The sequence below is a fragment of the Alphaproteobacteria bacterium genome (assembly GCA_023898725.1).
Lineage (GTDB): Bacteria > Pseudomonadota > Alphaproteobacteria > JAUHZC01 > JAUHZC01.
This window is the reverse complement of sequence record CP060236.1, coordinates 826210-843148: the sequence shown is the minus strand read 5'-3', so window position 1 is coordinate 843148 and position 16939 is coordinate 826210. Positions and strand designations below refer to the sequence as shown.

Here is a 16939-nt window from a genome sequence, read left to right as displayed (position 1 = left end):
ATCACGCAATTATCTAAAAAAAGCCCACCTGATCCTGAAAAAAAAGAAAGTTCAGTTGTTCCTACCTACCAGCTAGGGGCTAAACTACACTACTTCAAAAATCTTTTAAAAAGACCATCCTCACGAAACTGCACAACCGAATAAACTTTTCACGAGGAGGATTACAGCTCAAACAATAGCAACGATGGCATCGCTTAGAAAATCTCTTAAACAAAGCAAGAAGGTACGAAAAAATAAAGAATTCAAAAACTTATAAAAGTCTATAGGCTAGAGGATTTTTTACCTATTCCCGGCAACCCTTACACAAAAGAATGAGAAAGTGTCTATACACACATAAAAATACTATACGTTTAAGCACTTGGTAGATTTATTGTCCTGCATATAACACAAAAAGCTAGAGATATTCTTAAGGAACAAAAGAAAAAGGTGAACACTCTTGTCACAACACTCATAAAGATGTGGGAACGGAATGCCACAGGAAAAAGGCCTGTATTTGCTATCTGAGTTGATAAGTGGGGAGGTAAATTAAGCGTGTGTAAAAATGGAAAATTAGTAACACCCCTATGGATTAGGCGTTAAATATTATCCACGGATCCTATCATTTATTTGGATTATGGGAGAGGGTGTAACAATCTCCCCCACCCAAGGATACCATGCTTCCCTATCAACTCTGCTAAAATTTTTGCTAATCAAACGCTTCCTCCTAATAGGATTGCAAACGTTTGGAAACATAGCAACCGATTTGTTACGTAAATTTATCTATCCACACAAAGACCCAGAAAGGCGATTCAAAAAATGGATTTAGGGCCTGGTAATCTAATTATCGAGGACAGAATAACAATTAATTCTATACTCCCATAAAAAATGGTCAGCGGGACAATGATTCTAGTCTCTCATCAACCCGTAATCTTCGGTCTCTTAGGGGGATACTACGATATTTGCAAGAAAAGTTTTAAAGTTCCCGTTACACATACGTTTACTATTTGTGTGATGCCATTCTCAGCCACTTTGGGCGACACAAGGTACGTTGCGGCTATGAAGGGCGCGACAGGCTGATCGTGCCTGATGTTCTGTTAACGCAAAAAGTTGTGGTTGAGATTTGCCCTTTGTTTTTCGTCCAACATGCACTTTTGGTTGAAAACCAAGTGCTTTCGTAAGAGCCACACGCATCTTTTTGGCCAACTGGAGAGATTGAGATTTATTGGCTAAAGATCCCATGCGCACTTGCCAATTGGATGCAGATTTTATTCTTTTCTTTGCCAACCGTATAGGAACAGGGGGTTTTCGGGACACTGGCTTTAGAGCCAATTGAAGTTTTGTCGTTGGCTTTAGACGAGGAAAAGCTTGCTCAATATGAGCCTGTCGACCATCCGCACGAATAAAGCTGAGAGTTCCTTGTGATTCCTGATCCACACGCCTAAATGTACGCTGAAGCAAACTACGCATTTTCATATCACGGGCACGGCCCGTTGACCCCCCCATAACAACAGCGACTAAACGCCGCCCCTTATACTTAGCCGACGTCGTAAGGTTGAAGCCTGCAGCTGCAATATATCCTGTTTTGATACCATCAACGCCCTGTACATTTCCCAAAAGTTTATTCGTTGTTCCATAGTTACGCCCGTGATGCCTAAAAGTTCTGACTTTAAAGTACTCAAAATAGCGTGGAAAATTTTTCATCAATGCACCGGCAAGTTTTGACATATCACGCGCTGTTGTTTGCTGATAACGATGATGAAGGCCCGATGCATTTTTGAATTGGGTGCGCGTCATTCCCAACGAGCGTGCTTTACGCGTCATGATGCGGGCAAAGCGTTCTTCATTTCCCGCAAGGCGCTCGGCCACTGCACATGCTACATCATTGCAAGATTTGACCACCATTGCGGTTAATGCCTGCTTAACTGTCAGCGTTTGCCCCGCACGCACCCCTAGATTAGAGCGTGGCTTACGCGCCGCATTGCGCGAAAAGCGGATGGATGAATCCATCCTTATTTCCCCCTTATCTAAAGCCTCAAAAAGCATATATAGCGTCATCATTTTTGTGAGTGATGCAGGGTGAACATAGGAATCAGCGTTTTGTGCGTGATACACACGACCGGTATTAATATCAACAACAAAGGATGCAGGAATAGGACGAGCCACCACAACGGTACACAACAGCGCCAACAACGCCAAGATATGTAAAGACTTTAGATACATTCCACTCTTAAAATCCGGATTTTTAACCATTGTTACCTTGTGATTATAGTACTAAAACCCTTAATAATTCTCTAAAGGAATTTCCTAAGACAGTTTTGTAAAATTCATATTAATCGTTACTTTACATATACACTCCTATGATAGTATTTTTTGAATCCTTGTGCAAACCCGTAAGTAAAAAATATACTTTCATGTGCATGCATCAGTTTTTGAGACAAAAAAACAAACAATATTGCATATTTTTTATGCGTATAAATCAAGCTACGCATAAAAAGCCTAGCCTCTAAAAGAAACTAGGCTAAAAAACAAAGAAATCTATATGAAGAAAAAGGAGTATGTTATTATAGCAAAAGCCAAAAGTGATGCGTAAAGCAATAATACACACACAAAACCGAGAAGTGAAAACTTAGACAATTATTGATCCGTTTATTCACCATCACCGATGATTATGGATGAGTCATTTTCAGCAATATCATCGTTTTCAAAGCCGATGTTATCAGAAAAATCCTCATCTTCAAGGTCAGAACTTCCTGCTTCTTCTTGAAAAAAATCACCATCACTAGCAAGAAGACTTTCAAGCTCTTCTTCGGTTTCCTCGAGATGGCCATGGTGCTTGCGCAGTGAGTACAAAAGGCTCTCTCGGAGTTGGTCTGCCGTAACAGTTCCTGCCGCCACTTCGCGCAACGCAAGGACAGTTGGCTTATCGTCGTTGCGATCAATAGTTAGTGATGCACCACCAATAATTTGGCGGGCTCGCTGACTTGTTAGGATGATTAGATCAAATCGATTTGGTATTTTTTGGATGCAGTCTCTGTTTGTAACGCGTGCCATGAATTTTGCCTTTATAGTAAGAGTGGGTACCTAAAGAGTGACTTGTGAAACAAACACTGTAATTATCACTCCCAGAAAAAACAAAGAGTGGATCGATACATTATCGCATCGCACTCAAGACTTGCATTAGCCCTGCCGAACCTTAAACCGAGGGTTCCGCTTGTTAATAACATAGATACGGCCATGGCGACGCACGACCTGGCAATTTTTATCACGTTTTTTAAATGCTTTGATTGAGCTTACTACGCGCACAAAAGAACCCTTAGGAATAATAGTACTCGTTTTATACGGGCTCTTGCCTGTCATTGTCAAGGTAAAAAGACATAACCCTAAAAATATAAGGAGATAAAAAATAAATAAGGTCCTCCACAAAAAACCATGGAGTATGAACACCTACGCATGAGCATGCAGCACCAAAGCCGGTCCCTGTAGGATTAAACGATCTGTTATTTCTTATCGTCAAGACGATTCATCAAAACGCCCAGCAATAAGACGCGCCACCTGTTCGATAGCCTCCTTTTCATCTGCACCATCAGCCTCAACAATAATTTGACTGCCACACTCAGCGCCCAAACTCAAAAGCTCAAGAATTGAAGAGCCATCAACTTTTCTCAACCCCTTACCTATCCACACTGTTGCTTGAAACTGTTGACACACACCTGAAAGCTTGGCTGCAGCCCGGGCATGTAGTCCTTTCATATTAAGAATTGTTACGTTTTTTGCAATCACCGTGTGTTCACTACTCCTTGTCTACGCTACAAAGCTTGATGCAACATTCATATAGTTTTGTCCTGCGGCCCGAGATGCCAAAACGATGTCATTCAATGAAAGGTTCGCCTCACGTCGCTGGACAAGATCGATCAGCATCGGTAAATTTACCCCCGCCACAACCTCCACATTTTTCCCCTTCGATACTGCAATTGCCAAATTTGACGGGGTTCCACCGAACATATCAGTAGCCAACACAACGCCCCGTCCCGAGTCTACTTGGGTAATCATCTCCTCAAGCGTCACGCGCTGAGCAATAATGTTATCATCCGGATTAATTCCCAGGGCCTTAAGGTTATTTCTGGGGCCAGCAACGTGCTCGAGAACAGCGACAAATTCGTAGGCTAGACGCCCATGAGCAATGACAATAATACCAATCATATGTTTCTTTTTAACCTCCCATGATTTACGATATGAAAAATAGCCTTGAGGTGCAATCCTTATTCGCTAAAAAGCAGATAATTAAAACATCGTGGGCATTTCTATGACCAAAACTATAACGTATTTTGTGGGATTTCTTAGTTTTGTAATAGTAACACTCCTCGTCGGGGGATGGTCATTCATTCATAGCGGAAAAACCCTCAACTTTCGGCGCATCCCTGTTATTATTCACCGTGGTGACACACTGCGCAAAACACTTGACCAGCTTGTTAAGCGCAAAATTGTGGATGGACTTCCCATACTTGAGACTTACATTCGCTTGACAGGACGCTGTCTTAAACCAGGAAAATACATTATTCCATCACAGCTTTCGTATAGGAAGCTTCTCAGGCTCTTAACGCGCTCGGATGGGCGTGTTTTCTTTTTTACCGTCATCGAGGGAAGCACACCTTATGAAGTTATTCACCTGATCAATAACAATAAACGCCTTAGCGGACCGCCCATTCCTCTCGACCATACACAGACCCTTCTCGGGGATACATACGCTTACAATCAAGGTGAATCGCGCCATAAGCTTTATAAGCGTATGCAAAAAAATCTTCATCAAATTGCTAAAAAACTTTGGGCACAGGCACAGACAAAAGATGTTCTGCCCTCGCCTAAAGCCCTGGTTATATTGGGATCGATTATTGAAAAAGAAACCGCACTTTCCTCTGAAAGAAACCATATTGCGGGAGTTTTTGTTAACCGTCTCCGCAAGGGCATGCGCCTACAGGCCGATTGCACGGTGCTATATGGTTGCTGCTACACCAATCAAGAGCGTTCGTGGAATCAAGGGTTAACCAAGAAAGAACTAAAAATAGACACACCCTACAATACTTATACCCGCAGCGGATTACCTCCTGACCCCATTGCAAACCCTGGCATAAAAAGTCTTCAAGCAGCAGCAAACCCCTCCAACACACAAGATCTATATTTTGTGGCAGACGGCACAGGAGGTCACGTGTTCTCACGGTTTTCCTCTCAACATGCGCGCAACCACCGTCTATGGAGAAAAATCCGCGCAGAAAAAAGCAATGCAGATACCCAAGCAAAAATATAAAAAATGCATTTTTCTGGCTCAGCGTCAGACAGCCAAACGTTTTTTGAGGTGCAGCAAAAAAACTATGAGCAAAGAAAGAAGTGTTTGGATAAACACTAGATAAAATAGATATTTTGTTTGTTGGCAATAAAAAAATAAGAGTTAATAAAATAGAAACAATAATTGATTATCGTATATATTAAGTTTCTCATTTATAAAAAAATGAACAAAAAATATTTTCTTATAGCACTTATAGCGACAACAGCAGGTGATTTCACAACATATGCATCCCAGGTTACGGCTTCAGAGGCAGCATTGCCAACGGAAGTCCTAGAGGCACGTTTGGCAAAAATTCGCGCAAAACTTGCCCTACTCACCAATGGTTTCAGCGAAACGCCTACAGCGCATGATCACAATCAACCTGTTTGCGACTGCACACAGCGGGTATCACGCCCCCCCATTGCACCCTATGTACCAGAACAAGACCCTCGACGGGTGAGCTTTAACAAAACCACCGAAGTGAGTGTTGGCAGATCTCCCTCTTATACCGATTATACACAGCCAGTCTCGCGCTCTCCACTGGCTCCCAAGCCTCAGAATTATGGACCAGAGTCTCGCACATCCTATCCGCGCAGAACAGATGATCAGCACCCAGATAACTTCCGATCCTCTTATAGCACAGTGCCTCGTCAGCATACCGAACGCCTGGCTACAATTGACGAAAATGCCGTATCCGATCACCGTGAATCCTATAAAAAGACATTGACAGAGCTGTTGCAGGATAAGTATGGAAGGCAAAGAATTGATCCCACGGAAGAAAGAGATACTCCCACACCTGCTGGCTACGCTCGATCTGCACCGACGATCAGCAGTTTGCGGCAAACACGAGCTATAGATCCTCGAGCAGATGATGATTTTGAGACACCTAATCATACATACACGCATATTAGTGAAAAAAGAAAAAGAAACGACCCGAGAGACGACAGGTATCCAAGTCCCACCTCCGGTGTTGGGGGTTACTAGGGTTCCCTCACAAAACACAAAAAAGACAAGCTTCGCAAAAAAGGAGACCTCTCGCTTCCCGAGAGGTTTCCTTTGCTATTGAAGTGTACTGATTACATGAGGGCTATCGAGTGAAAATGCCGGAACTTTTGCAGAAAAGTCATGACCATCAATATCAACCATTTCATAAAAACCCGACATAAAGCCCGTAGGCGTAGTCAAAGGAACAGCGCTGGTATACTCAAAAAGGCTGTCTGGCTCAATGATTGGTTGCTCACCAATGACACCCTCACCCCGAACCTCTCGTGTTATTCCCATCCCGTCCGTAATAGCCCAGACACGCTTCAAAAGCTTCACTGCCTTAGGACGTTTGTTATAAATCTGCACATGATAGGCCCAAACATATTTTTGATCCAAAGGGGCAGACTCATCCTCTAAATAAAAAGGAATAACCTTAATTTCGACACAGTGGGAGCGACGTGCAAAAATGTGAGCATCCACAGCGGTTTCTGACAGATCGTCACGCCTTAGTATGAATGATTTTTTCATATTTAGAACCTTTTTAGTCTTATGACGCAGCAAACTCTACTCCTTTGTAAGAATATGATTCCTTCATCCAAAAGGTCAAGATGAATGAGACAAAAAGAACCACCGGCATCACACTCAACCCATATTGAAAAGCAATAAGGCTTGCCTCACCTTCACCAGGGGAGCAAATATCAAGTATACTCCCAATAAAAGGTTGAGCCACAACACCACTCACCATAGAAAACATATTATATACTCCTGTTGCGCGGCCACTTAAGTTGGTCGGGTTTAAAACACTCACACTTGTAAAGGCAAGAAATTGTCCTGCCACGCATCCGCCGGCGATAAAAAGATAAGGGCCCAGCATCCACAAAGGAACTTTTGGGCCGTATAAAAGGTAAACGAAGCTAATAAAACCTAAAAGGGCTGTCCACCGCATTACACGACTGTGTGTCTTGAGGTGATCACTCATTGCAGCAATTGCAGGACCTGACAGACCAATACCAAGATAAAAAGCAGTCATGTGTCCCGAAGCTTGCATCTTAGAAATATCATAAGCCGCCATAACATAGCTTGTCCCCCACAGATCTCCAAATCCAGAAAGTGGAACGTACATGCAAAAACCAAACATTCCAAAGATCCACGTTTGAATACTGCGAATCAAAAATAGGAAGTCAGCCCATATGCGGCTCCATTCAAGACGATTTTCTATTTGCAGATGCAGCGGGTGATCACGCACAACGCAGGCACTGATGCCCATCAACATAAAGCCAATAGCACCAAAAATAACAAGTGTGATGCGCCACCCATAGCTTTCGATCAAAAGCGTTAAGGGAATGCCCGCAACAGTTGCCCCCAAGGACCCCATCAACAACGTCAGAGAAACCATCAACGGTAGCAATCGTTTGGGGAACCACAAATTAGCAATTTTCAAAGCAGAAAGAAAGGCAAAAGCAGACCCAACACCGATCATAAAACGACCAATTCCCATAGTAAAGAGGGTCTCACCAAGACCAAACAAAACACAACCGACCGAACACAATCCCGTTGCCCAAATTATTGGTCGACGTGGACCCATATAATCAAGAATGAACCCCGCAGGAATTTGCAGCCAGGCATACCCATTATAGTAATAAGAAATTAGGATACCTAAATCACAATTTTGTAGAGATAAATCTGCCCGAATTTCCTGGACCATAACCGTAGGTGAGACACGTAGTACAAATTGATAGGCATAAAAAATACCCCCACAAAGCCACATGAACCACGAGAGGTTTTCTGCTTTTGTAATTGTTTGTTTTTTCATCGAATCAAAGCACACAAAACGATACTGAACCTAAGACTACAGACCTAAACGATTACACTCAATTAGGCAAGGAGACTTCTTCCGGGGCGACGATTCCCACAGAAATAACCATTTTCAATCCTTCCTCTACCGTCATATTGACAGCACGCACACGTTCTTGGGGCAAAAACAGAAGATACCCCGAGGTAGGCACAGGTGTAGTTGGCACAAAAATACTGAGGCAATCATTATTCAGGGACTTTTGCACAGGTCCCTTGGCCTCTGTTGTGATAAAGCCTAAGGACCATGATCCCTCACACGGGAATTCCACCAAGACCACTTTCTGAAAAGAATTTGACTTCGACGAAACCATGGTTTCTAAAATTTGCTTTGTGCCTCCGTATAATGTGCGCACAACAGGCATCTTATTAACCACTTTTTCACCCAGTCCCAATACTGATTTGCCAATTACGCCAGCCATAATGGCCCCAATGATTACCAAAGATAGTAAAACGATAAAAAAACTAATTCCTGGAACCCCCTGAAAAAGAATCCAGTGCTTAATAAATCCTGGCAAAAGAGGTGTAATCACACGATCAACCGAGCTAACAATAAAAATAACCGCATAAATTGTTAGAATACCCGGAACAGTCACAAGAATCCCTGTGAAGAAATATGTACGCAAGCGTGCTAAAAGTGCATTAAAAGCCTTTTTCATCAGGTGACTCCTTTATTAAAACTGGGGTTATGCAGTATGTGTTTTGCGCGCAAACAAACGACCACAGTACGGACACACACACACAGAACGATGGCCGAACGCAAGATATATCTTAGGATGGCTTAAAATACCAGCCCCACCGCACGAAATCTGTGTTTCCTTTTCATCAACATAAACATGGTCGTTTTTTGGTTGATCACTCCGTCGTTCGTCAGGCATTAGCATTTATTTTTCAAAACATATAAGCATCATACGTAGTAAAAAGCCCCCTCGCAAGTGATTGCGTATCCCTTTATCAAACGCCCCTAAAGCAGAATTTATTAAAGAAGGCGCTTGACGTACAAACATAAGTCCTGTAGTTCCTTATGTGTCCTTAGCGGGTGTAGCTCAGTTGGTTAGAGCGCCGGCCTGTCACGCCGGAGGTCGCGGGTTCAAGTCCCGTCACTCGCGCCACTTTCCTTATCATTAGTAAAGATATTTACCATGATTGTTTCGGGGCCTATCTCCACGTATTGTAAGTCCACAAACGCTATATGAACCCATGTTGAACAACGATACTCACCTTTTTATGATTTCATCAGAGCAGGACGATCAGCCCTCTTTGTGCATCGGTCAGCGCCTTGATGCCGCTCTTGCCGCTCTTCTTCCAGATATTTCACGCACACAGTTACGAAATCTGATTGAGGGTGAGCATGTAACGCTAAACGGTCACACAGTCACAAAACCTCGCCATAAAATTCATGGTGGAGACAGACTTCGAATCACCATTCCTCCAGCGGCCTCAAACCACATTGCGGGAGAGCCTCTTCCGTTAACAATTGTGTACGAAGATGACCATCTTATTGTCATTAACAAACCAACAGGGCTTGTGGTCCACCCAGGGGCAGGCAATCACAGCGGGACACTAGTCAATGCGTTAATTCATCACTGCCAGGGATCTCTTTCTGGGATTGGCGGCGTCGAACGGCCGGGAATCGTCCACCGCTTAGATAAAGACACAAGTGGACTCATGGTTGTCGCAAAGACTAACCATGCCCATCAACACCTGACCAAACAGTTTGCCAGTCGCACAATTGGGCGTAAATATATGGCACTTGTCTGGGGTTTACCTAAACCTCTTTTCGGAACAATTGATGGCTCAATCGCACGATCACGCTTTAATCGCCAAAAAATGACAATTACAGAAACCCATGGCAAAGAAGCCCGGACAGAATATCGTGTGCAAGAAATATACGATGAGGTAGCAAGTCTTGTTGCGTGTACCCTCCATAGTGGGCGCACACACCAAATTCGGGTGCACATGGCGTCTATTGGTCATGGCTTGGTTGGCGATACAACGTATGGACGCTTGCCTCGCTTTCCCACCGCACAGCTTCGCGCACGAATAAACGCTCACTTAGCCGCACACAACCATCAGCACTTACACGCCTATGAACTGCACTTTATTCACCCAGAAACAAACAAAGAGATTTCATTTGAGGCGAATACTCCCTATTTATTTGATAAGTTTAAGAAAGAAATCAAAATAACTTGAAATATTGGCGATAATTTGCTAATTTAGAATAAAATTACACTGTATATGCATGGATCTTAGCAAGTTCAAACGACCGATCACGCCGCTGTCTGGTGAAGACTCCCTCTCTCATTACATTCGGAGTGTAAATAAATTTCCCCTCTTGACGCCTCATGAGGAGGAGGTCCTCGTCAAAATGTGGGTCGAGAATGGTAACATTGAAGCTGCCCAAGCACTGATCAACACGCACCTGCGGCTTGCCATAAAAATTGCCGGTGGGTATAGTGGATATAATTTTGTCATGGCGGAGCTTATTTCCGAAGCAACAGTGGGGCTTTCCCTTGCGGTACGGAATTTTGATGCGGCGCAGGGTGCTCGATTTTCAACGTATGCCACATGGTGGATTCATGCACAGCTAAAACAGTACGCTCTTCACAATTGGTCTTTGGTCAAGGTTGGCACAACGCGGGCACAAAAAAAACTTTTTTTTACATTGCGACGGTTAAAAGCAAAAATTCAGGGTGAAGATAGCCAAACGCTATCTTCCTCACAATGTCAATCTATTGCTAGTGAACTTGGTGTCACCACACAAGAAGTTGCCAACATGGAGCAACGTCTGGGAGGACGTGATTTCTCTCTTCAAACACCCCTGAGTTCAGGAGGTGATGGAGACGAATCAACGTTTGAAGACATCACTGAAGACAATGCTCTCAACCCTGAAGAGTATGTTATCGCAACAAATGAACATACCTATCGTCTCAATCTGGCTAAGTCATTTCTGTCACAACTCAGCGCCCGCGAACGTGCGATCATCATGCACAGAATTTGCCAAGAAAAACCAAAAACGCTAGAGGTTCTAAGTCAAAAATTTGGAATTTCCCGCGAACGCATTCGTCAGATTGAATCCGTAGCCCTCAGAAAAGTACGCAGCTTTGCGCAAGGCCTGCCAAATTAGCTCACAAAAAGGAATGAAAAAAAAGGCACGACCCCATAAATACCAGTGATGACGCCACAACGAACACCAACAAACTCCGGCTGCTGCAGCAAGCATGCTTACCCAAGAAAGCCCCTCAACACGCACCATTGCCAGAACATTTAACCGGTCGAACTGCTCCCCAATGAGAAATAACAATCGAAATATCAACACCAACACCCTATTCCAACTTTCATTCGGTTCAATCCCAACACACACGAGACTGACATCGATAAGCAGAATTGGCATAAGCACAAACCCCATTAATGGAATTGCCACAAAATTTGCCAATACCCCAATCCCCAGAACTCCACCTCCAGGGATTTGAGAAGCAAAGACAGCCGTAAGAGCGCTCAAACGCAGGGTAACAGAAAGGTTGCTAAGCGTTCGAATAGGAAATTCTTGCAACACAGAGTCCCTGTATGCCGGAACACCTACGCGACGAGTGTGCATTCCAGCTAACGTGAGCACACACAAGATCGACATTTGAAAGCCTGGCCTAAAAAGAGCCTCTGGCCACACCAAGAGTACGCCCAGCCCCCCACCAAGACTTGCCCATATCAGGCACAATTGACGTTGGCAGATGGAAAAAAACGTCAGAAACGCTGCTGCAATTGTCGCACGCACAGCTGTTATTGATGGCCAACACAGCCAACAATACCCCCCCACCACAAGAAGACTCATCATAGCGCCTGCAACCATAAACGCCCGTGCATACCATGATCGTCCCCATATAAGTGTCAAGGCACGCATACTTGCTGCAATGACGCCACCTAATAAACTAACGTGTAATCCCGAAACAGCCAGTACATGAGAAATACCCGTGTTTCCAAAATGGCATCGTACTTTTTGATTAACCATCCCCTTTCCAAGGACCAGTTTTTGATAAACACCTGCCACATGGGGATGATAGACGGTGAGGTCCTCTGCACGCTTTATAATACGGATACGCAAGGAGGGTAATTGCGGCGCCGGCGATCCCAAAAATGAAGGAAGTGTATGTATGTGCCAAATTTTCATCTGCCCCTGAATACCCTGCCACCGCAAGTAATCGCTACGATCAAAGAATCCATATTTTTTCCCGCTGAACACAGGAGAAACAAGCCCATGCACAAAAACACGTTGCCCTTCTTGAGAACAGCGATTCCGTGATGTCCACGCCTGTATCTTCCACTCTTTACGACGCAACACCATTTGGCATTGTTTTTCCCATATTTGTGAAGAATCCACATCCCACACACCCTTTTCTACATAGGCCTTATCCACTAAAGTATTGGCATAGCGCATACTTTTATGCCAATGCATATGAAGAATACCGCCAACAAGCGCAAGAGGCACCCCAACTCCGTGACATAGTTTCTGATCATACATGATGCGCACCGCAATGCAGCCAACGGCACCCCATGCGACCAAAGAAGACCACAAACACAAAAAGCACTGATAAACCCCTATACCCACAGCAAAAATAATCACATACCAGTAAAAAATTTGGCTTTTATCTTGGTAAAGCGCTTGCGTGAACATGCGTATGCTACCTATGTGCCATAAAAATCGAGTCAGAATGCGATGCGATCTATACATACGTTATTATTTTGCTTATGATCCCTCGTAATAATTGTTTTTAGAATACGTGAAGAGGGTTGGTCAAAAATATGACAGTTGTTACACGTTTTGCCCCATCACCTACTGGATATCTGCATATTGGAGGGGCACGCACCGCTCTTTTTAATTACTTATTTGCCAAGCACCATGGCGGGAAATACCTTCTGCGCATTGAGGATACAGATCGCGAACGCTCCACACAAGATGCTGTTGATGCCATTCTGGAGGGTCTGGCATGGCTTGACCTGCCTCCTGACGCCCCCCCTGTGTACCAATATGCACGTGCGGAACGCCACCGCCAGGTTGTTCAAGAACTCCTTGATTCAGGCAACGCCTACTATTGCTATTGTTCACCCGAGGAACTGGAACAAATGCGTGAAACCGCACGCTTAGCAAAAAAACCAATAGGATATAATGGCATGTGGCGCGACCGGGATCCATCAACAGCCCCTTCTGGTGTACACCCTGTTGTCCGTCTTAAATCTCCTCAGGTGGGAACAAGTACCATTGCTGATTTGGTTCAAGGAGAAGTGTGTGTGGATAACCGGCAACTCGATGACTTTGTTTTGCTTCGCGCTGATGGAAACCCCACCTACATGCTGTCGGTTGTTATTGATGATCATGACATGGGAATCACACACATTATACGTGGTGACGATCACTTGACAAACGCCTTTCGGCAGAAAAATATCTATGAGGCCATGGGGTGGCCTATACCACAATTCGCCCATATTCCCCTCATTCATGGATCTGACGGGGCGAAGTTATCAAAGCGTCACGGCGCATTAGGGGTTCAGGCTTACAAAGATAGGGGATTACTCCCCCAAGCGCTGTGCAATTATTTGCTGAAATTAGGCTGGGGACATGGAGATGATGAAATAATTTCGCGCACACAAGCCATAAATTGGTTTGACGTTGGCGCCATTGGTAAGGCCGCTGCGCGGTTTGATGTGCAAAAACTTCTTCACCTGAATGGGCATTATATCCGCCAGCAATCTCCTCCTAAGATTCTGGAGAACGCTCTTCCTTTCGTCGAAAAAGCTTGGGGCAGCTCTTTGAGCAATGACCAAAAGTCCCTCCTACACAAAGGAATTCATGGACTCCAGGAGCGTGCCAAAGATTTATGTGAGCTCGCACAGCATGCCTTAGTATACATCACCCCGCGGCCCATCACTATTGACCCAGAGGTAGAATCTCTTATTGCATCAGGCAAAGCGTTTCTCCCCGATGTCTTAGTTTTGCTTTCAGCTCTCTCGTTGTGGGAAAGGAGCGGTATTGAGAAAGTATTGCGGGATTATACAGAGAACAAAGGAATCAAGTTTGGTGTACTTGCTCAGGCTTTGCGTGCAGGCGTAACGGGCAAAAAACACTCACCAGGTATTTTTGAGGTCTTAGAAGTTTTTGGTAAAGAAGAGGCTTTGGGACGTATTCAGGATGTGCTAGTATTGTAAACAGTGTCATCTTTATTTTTGCAAAAATGCCAGATTCTAGAAGTCAGGGGCTATTATTAATAGATGACCAGCATGTGCAGTTACCCCACAGGAAAGGCACTTTAGGCCCCGACGTTATTGACGTCCAATCATTTTACAAACAAACGGGGATGTTCACATTTGACCCCGGCTTTACCTCTACCGCAAGCTGCGAATCTGCCATAACATTTATTGATGGAGATAAAGGTGAATTGCTCTACCGCGGATATCCTATTGAAGAATTGGCCAAGCACTCAACTTTTTTGGAAACAAGCTATCTGCTTTTGCATGGAGAACTTCCTACACCACAGGATTATGATGCCTTTGTTGGTTCTATTAACACGCATACAATGGTTCATGAAAAGCTTGTAAAGTTTTATGATGGCTTTCACCATGACGCCCACCCGATGGCTATTATGATTGGTGTTGTTGGTGCATTATCTGCCTTTTATCATCAGGCAGTAGACCTTAATGATTCAGAAAGCCGTCTTGATGCTTGCTATCGATTGGTGGCAAAGATGCCTACACTCGCTGCAATGGCCTATCGATACTCATGCGGTTGGCCATTCAACTATCCTCAAAATACCTTAGGATATGCAGAAAATTTCCTTCATATGTTATTTAGCCAACCCACGCAGGCCTATGCCCTTTCACCAACTATCGCGCGCGCCCTGGATAAAATTTTAATTCTGCATGCTGATCACGAACAAAACGCCTCTACCGCCACCGTTCGTCTGGCAGCCTCAAGTCAAGCCAATCCATTTGGATGCATTGCTGCTGGTATTGCCTGCTTATGGGGGCCAGCACACGGGGGCGCCAATGAAGCTGTCATACGCATGCTTACAGAAATTGGGACACCCGCAAATATTGGGAAGTACCTTGCTAGGGCTAAGGATAAAAACGATCCCTTTCGGCTTATGGGGTTTGGCCATCGCGTATACAAAAACTATGACCCACGAGCCGCGGTTATTCGTGAAGATTGTCATAATGTACTCAAGGAAGTGGGTTGCGTGGGATCTCCTCTTTTTGACATCGCGCTTCAGCTTGAATCACAAGCATTGGAAGATGATTATTTTATAGAAAGAAAACTTTTTCCAAACGTTGACTTTTATTCCGGAATCATTTTAAAAGCTATAGGTATACCCGTACAAATGTTTCCAGTATTGTTTGCCGTTGGACGTACTGTTGGATGGACCTCACACTGGCTAGAAATGAGTAATGAAAGTCATAAAATTGGGAGACCTCGACAACTATATATAGGTGCTAAAAAAAGACACTACATTGATATACAAAAAAGGTAAAAAACAATGGCAGATAATAATAAAAAATCATATAAACTTGTCATTCTCAAGCCTGGCGAAGCTACTGAATGGGGATTCGCCATCAACGACAACACCAATGGCAGCACGAGCAGTATTAGAAAAATCATTCTTTGGATAGGGTTCACAGCATCTGCTGTGGGATCTATGTATTTTCTCGGTTAGAAAAATGTGACAGAAAAAGTGATAATGATTGTTGAGACATAGGCATTTTTCCTGTTTCTCTTCCAAAAACAAGGCCCTGCTCTTTAATGAATACTAAATAAGTGCCCCAGGAACCCCTTGGGTAGTGGAGTGCTCAAAATGGAAGATTTTATCAGGGTATATTTGTGCCCGAATCTGGTGAGCTGCTTGGGCGGCCTCGCTAAATCCTGAAAGAATAAGCTTAAGTTTATGGGGGTAATCCGCCACATCACCCACAGCATATATACCTTCTGCATTGGTTTTCATGGTAAGAGGATCAACTGTAATGTGCTTATTTTGAAGGGTTAGCCCCCACTCACTAATGGGCCCTAAACTCATGGAAAGTCCAAAGAATGCCAACAGCGCATCAACAGCAAGGGTGCGTGTTTCTCCATCCATGTCCGTCACGGTGACACCTGATAGCACTCCCTCATTTCCCTGCAAACCCTTAAGCTGGTATGGTGTCACAAGTTCAATCTTTCCTGAATCTACTAAATCATGGAGTTTCGCTACGGAATCAGGTGCTGCGCGAAACCTATCGCGGCGATGAACCATATATATACACTTCGCCGTTTTGCTTAAGGTCAAGGCCCAGTCAACTGCAGAGTCTCCACCACCTGCGATCACAAGACGCTTGCCATCAAATTGGTTGCGATTTTTTACATAATAAAATACGGACTTGCCTTCGTAGCGCTCAATGCCCTCAAGAGGGGGACGATTAGGACCAAAAGCCCCTACCCCTGCAGCAACAATAACAGCTTTGGCCTTAATCTCCGTACCCTTGGATGTTTTTACGTACCATTCATCTTCCACGTTACGCAATTCATCCACGCGCTGATTTAGGTGATAGACAGGACGAAAAGGAGCTGCCTGAGACTCAAGATTATCAATAAGATCACCCCCCAAAATTGCAGGATAGGCAGGGATATCATAGATTGGTTTTTCCGGATAAAGGGCACGACATTGGCCTCCAATACCATCCAAGGCCTCCACAGCGTGACACTGGAAGCCCATCATGCCACACTCAAAAATGGCGAAAAGCCCAACAGGACCTGTTCCAATTATGACAACATCTGTTGTGTGCATA

18 protein-coding genes and 1 tRNA gene are annotated in these 16939 nt (G+C 44.2%); 8 read left to right on the top strand and 11 right to left on the bottom strand.

The window, feature by feature from the left end; translation table 11 throughout:
- Positions 1–999: 999 nt before the first annotated feature.
- The 5 genes from H6849_03905 to H6849_03885 all read right to left on the bottom strand — a co-directional run bounded on the left by H6849_03905 (position 1000) and on the right by H6849_03885 (position 4179).
- Complete coding sequence (locus tag H6849_03905) at positions 1000–2229, bottom strand: serine hydrolase (protein USO01214.1); 1230 nt, start codon at positions 2227–2229, stop codon at positions 1000–1002.
- A 396-nt stretch (positions 2230–2625) separates the two neighbouring features.
- Positions 2626–3030: a DNA-directed RNA polymerase subunit omega gene (locus H6849_03900; protein USO01213.1), complete on the bottom strand. Its 405-nt coding sequence runs from the start codon at positions 3028–3030 to the stop codon at positions 2626–2628.
- A gap of 126 nt (positions 3031–3156) precedes the next feature.
- Complete coding sequence (gene rpmJ, locus H6849_03895; GenBank protein USO01922.1) at positions 3157–3282, bottom strand: 50S ribosomal protein L36; 126 nt, start codon at positions 3280–3282, stop codon at positions 3157–3159.
- 207 nt (positions 3283–3489) lie between these two features.
- The gene (locus H6849_03890) at positions 3490–3759 is read right to left on the bottom strand and encodes an HPr family phosphocarrier protein (GenBank protein USO01212.1); all 270 of its coding nucleotides are present in this window, start codon (positions 3757–3759) and stop codon (positions 3490–3492) included.
- A 21-nt stretch (positions 3760–3780) separates the two neighbouring features.
- The gene (locus tag H6849_03885; protein USO01211.1) at positions 3781–4179 is read right to left on the bottom strand and encodes a PTS sugar transporter subunit IIA; all 399 of its coding nucleotides are present in this window, start codon (positions 4177–4179) and stop codon (positions 3781–3783) included.
- 103 nt (positions 4180–4282) lie between these two features.
- Here H6849_03885 and mltG point away from each other — a divergent pair, with 103 nt between their 5' ends.
- Both mltG and H6849_03875 read left to right on the top strand, forming a co-directional pair.
- Positions 4283–5281 carry an endolytic transglycosylase MltG gene (mltG, locus tag H6849_03880; protein USO01210.1) on the top strand — a complete coding sequence of 333 codons (999 nt, stop codon included), beginning with the start codon at positions 4283–4285 and terminating at the stop codon, positions 5279–5281.
- 201 nt (positions 5282–5482) lie between these two features.
- Complete coding sequence (locus tag H6849_03875) at positions 5483–6283, top strand: hypothetical protein (GenBank protein USO01209.1); 801 nt, start codon at positions 5483–5485, stop codon at positions 6281–6283.
- Between the two features lie 75 nt (positions 6284–6358).
- On the opposite strand, the gene apaG is transcribed toward H6849_03875, so the two are convergent.
- The 4 genes from apaG to H6849_03855 form a co-directional block, all read right to left on the bottom strand.
- The gene (gene apaG / locus H6849_03870; GenBank protein USO01921.1) at positions 6359–6751 is read right to left on the bottom strand and encodes a Co2+/Mg2+ efflux protein ApaG; all 393 of its coding nucleotides are present in this window, start codon (positions 6749–6751) and stop codon (positions 6359–6361) included.
- A gap of 79 nt (positions 6752–6830) precedes the next feature.
- On the bottom strand, positions 6831–8096 hold the full coding sequence (locus H6849_03865) for an MFS transporter (protein USO01208.1): 1266 nt from the start codon (positions 8094–8096) through the stop codon (positions 6831–6833).
- A 58-nt stretch (positions 8097–8154) separates the two neighbouring features.
- Complete coding sequence (locus H6849_03860) at positions 8155–8793, bottom strand: DUF502 domain-containing protein (GenBank protein USO01207.1); 639 nt, start codon at positions 8791–8793, stop codon at positions 8155–8157.
- A 27-nt stretch (positions 8794–8820) separates the two neighbouring features.
- Complete coding sequence (locus H6849_03855) at positions 8821–9012, bottom strand: zinc-finger domain-containing protein (GenBank protein USO01206.1); 192 nt, start codon at positions 9010–9012, stop codon at positions 8821–8823.
- A 157-nt stretch (positions 9013–9169) separates the two neighbouring features.
- Between H6849_03855 and H6849_03850 the strand changes: the two genes are divergently transcribed.
- The 3 genes from H6849_03850 to H6849_03840 all read left to right on the top strand — a co-directional run bounded on the left by H6849_03850 (position 9170) and on the right by H6849_03840 (position 11261).
- Positions 9170–9246: transfer RNA gene (locus tag H6849_03850), tRNA-Asp, on the top strand.
- A gap of 115 nt (positions 9247–9361) precedes the next feature.
- Positions 9362–10327 (top strand): RluA family pseudouridine synthase, encoded by a 966-nt coding sequence (locus tag H6849_03845; GenBank protein ID USO01205.1) that lies wholly within the window; start codon positions 9362–9364, stop codon positions 10325–10327.
- Between the two features lie 49 nt (positions 10328–10376).
- Complete coding sequence (locus H6849_03840; protein ID USO01204.1) at positions 10377–11261, top strand: RNA polymerase factor sigma-32; 885 nt, start codon at positions 10377–10379, stop codon at positions 11259–11261.
- Here H6849_03840 and H6849_03835 read toward each other — a convergent pair.
- The gene (locus H6849_03835; GenBank protein ID USO01203.1) at positions 11163–12803 is read right to left on the bottom strand and encodes a ComEC/Rec2 family competence protein; all 1641 of its coding nucleotides are present in this window, start codon (positions 12801–12803) and stop codon (positions 11163–11165) included. The two genes, H6849_03840 and H6849_03835, sit on opposite strands and share 99 nt — an antisense overlap.
- Before the next feature lie 128 nt (positions 12804–12931).
- Here H6849_03835 and H6849_03830 point away from each other — a divergent pair, with 128 nt between their 5' ends.
- The 3 genes from H6849_03830 to H6849_03820 are packed head-to-tail and all read left to right on the top strand — an operon-like array spanning position 12932 to position 15834.
- Positions 12932–14332, top strand: a complete 1401-nt coding sequence (locus tag H6849_03830; GenBank protein ID USO01202.1) for a glutamate--tRNA ligase — start codon at positions 12932–12934, stop codon at positions 14330–14332.
- Between the two features lie 26 nt (positions 14333–14358).
- Positions 14359–15651, top strand: coding sequence for a citrate synthase (locus H6849_03825; GenBank protein USO01201.1), 1293 nt, complete (start codon positions 14359–14361; stop codon positions 15649–15651).
- A gap of 6 nt (positions 15652–15657) precedes the next feature.
- Positions 15658–15834, top strand: a complete 177-nt coding sequence (locus H6849_03820; protein ID USO01200.1) for a hypothetical protein — start codon at positions 15658–15660, stop codon at positions 15832–15834.
- Positions 15835–15927: 93 nt separating this feature from the next.
- Here the strand turns inward: H6849_03820 and H6849_03815 are convergent, their stop codons facing one another.
- Positions 15928–16938, bottom strand: a complete 1011-nt coding sequence (locus tag H6849_03815; GenBank protein ID USO01199.1) for an NAD(P)/FAD-dependent oxidoreductase — start codon at positions 16936–16938, stop codon at positions 15928–15930.
- Position 16939 lies beyond the last annotated feature (1 nt).

Coding starts and splice junctions, on each gene's coding strand:
- H6849_03875 (USO01209.1), top strand. CDS start 5,483: ATGAACAAAAAATATTTTCTTATAGCACTTATAGCGACAACAGCAGGT.
- H6849_03900 (USO01213.1), bottom strand. CDS start 3,030: ATGGCACGCGTTACAAACAGAGACTGCATCCAAAAAATACCAAATCGA.
- H6849_03820 (USO01200.1), top strand. CDS start 15,658: ATGGCAGATAATAATAAAAAATCATATAAACTTGTCATTCTCAAGCCT.
- H6849_03905 (USO01214.1), bottom strand. CDS start 2,229: ATGGTTAAAAATCCGGATTTTAAGAGTGGAATGTATCTAAAGTCTTTA.
- H6849_03835 (USO01203.1), bottom strand. CDS start 12,803: ATGTTCACGCAAGCGCTTTACCAAGATAAAAGCCAAATTTTTTACTGG.
- H6849_03855 (USO01206.1), bottom strand. CDS start 9,012: ATGCCTGACGAACGACGGAGTGATCAACCAAAAAACGACCATGTTTAT.
- H6849_03840 (USO01204.1), top strand. CDS start 10,377: ATGGATCTTAGCAAGTTCAAACGACCGATCACGCCGCTGTCTGGTGAA.
- H6849_03815 (USO01199.1), bottom strand. CDS start 16,938: ATGCACACAACAGATGTTGTCATAATTGGAACAGGTCCTGTTGGGCTT.
- H6849_03845 (USO01205.1), top strand. CDS start 9,362: ATGATTTCATCAGAGCAGGACGATCAGCCCTCTTTGTGCATCGGTCAG.
- H6849_03830 (USO01202.1), top strand. CDS start 12,932: ATGACAGTTGTTACACGTTTTGCCCCATCACCTACTGGATATCTGCAT.
- H6849_03860 (USO01207.1), bottom strand. CDS start 8,793: ATGAAAAAGGCTTTTAATGCACTTTTAGCACGCTTGCGTACATATTTC.
- mltG (USO01210.1), top strand. CDS start 4,283: ATGACCAAAACTATAACGTATTTTGTGGGATTTCTTAGTTTTGTAATA.
- H6849_03825 (USO01201.1), top strand. CDS start 14,359: ATGCCAGATTCTAGAAGTCAGGGGCTATTATTAATAGATGACCAGCAT.
- H6849_03865 (USO01208.1), bottom strand. CDS start 8,096: ATGAAAAAACAAACAATTACAAAAGCAGAAAACCTCTCGTGGTTCATG.
- H6849_03885 (USO01211.1), bottom strand. CDS start 4,179: ATGATTGGTATTATTGTCATTGCTCATGGGCGTCTAGCCTACGAATTT.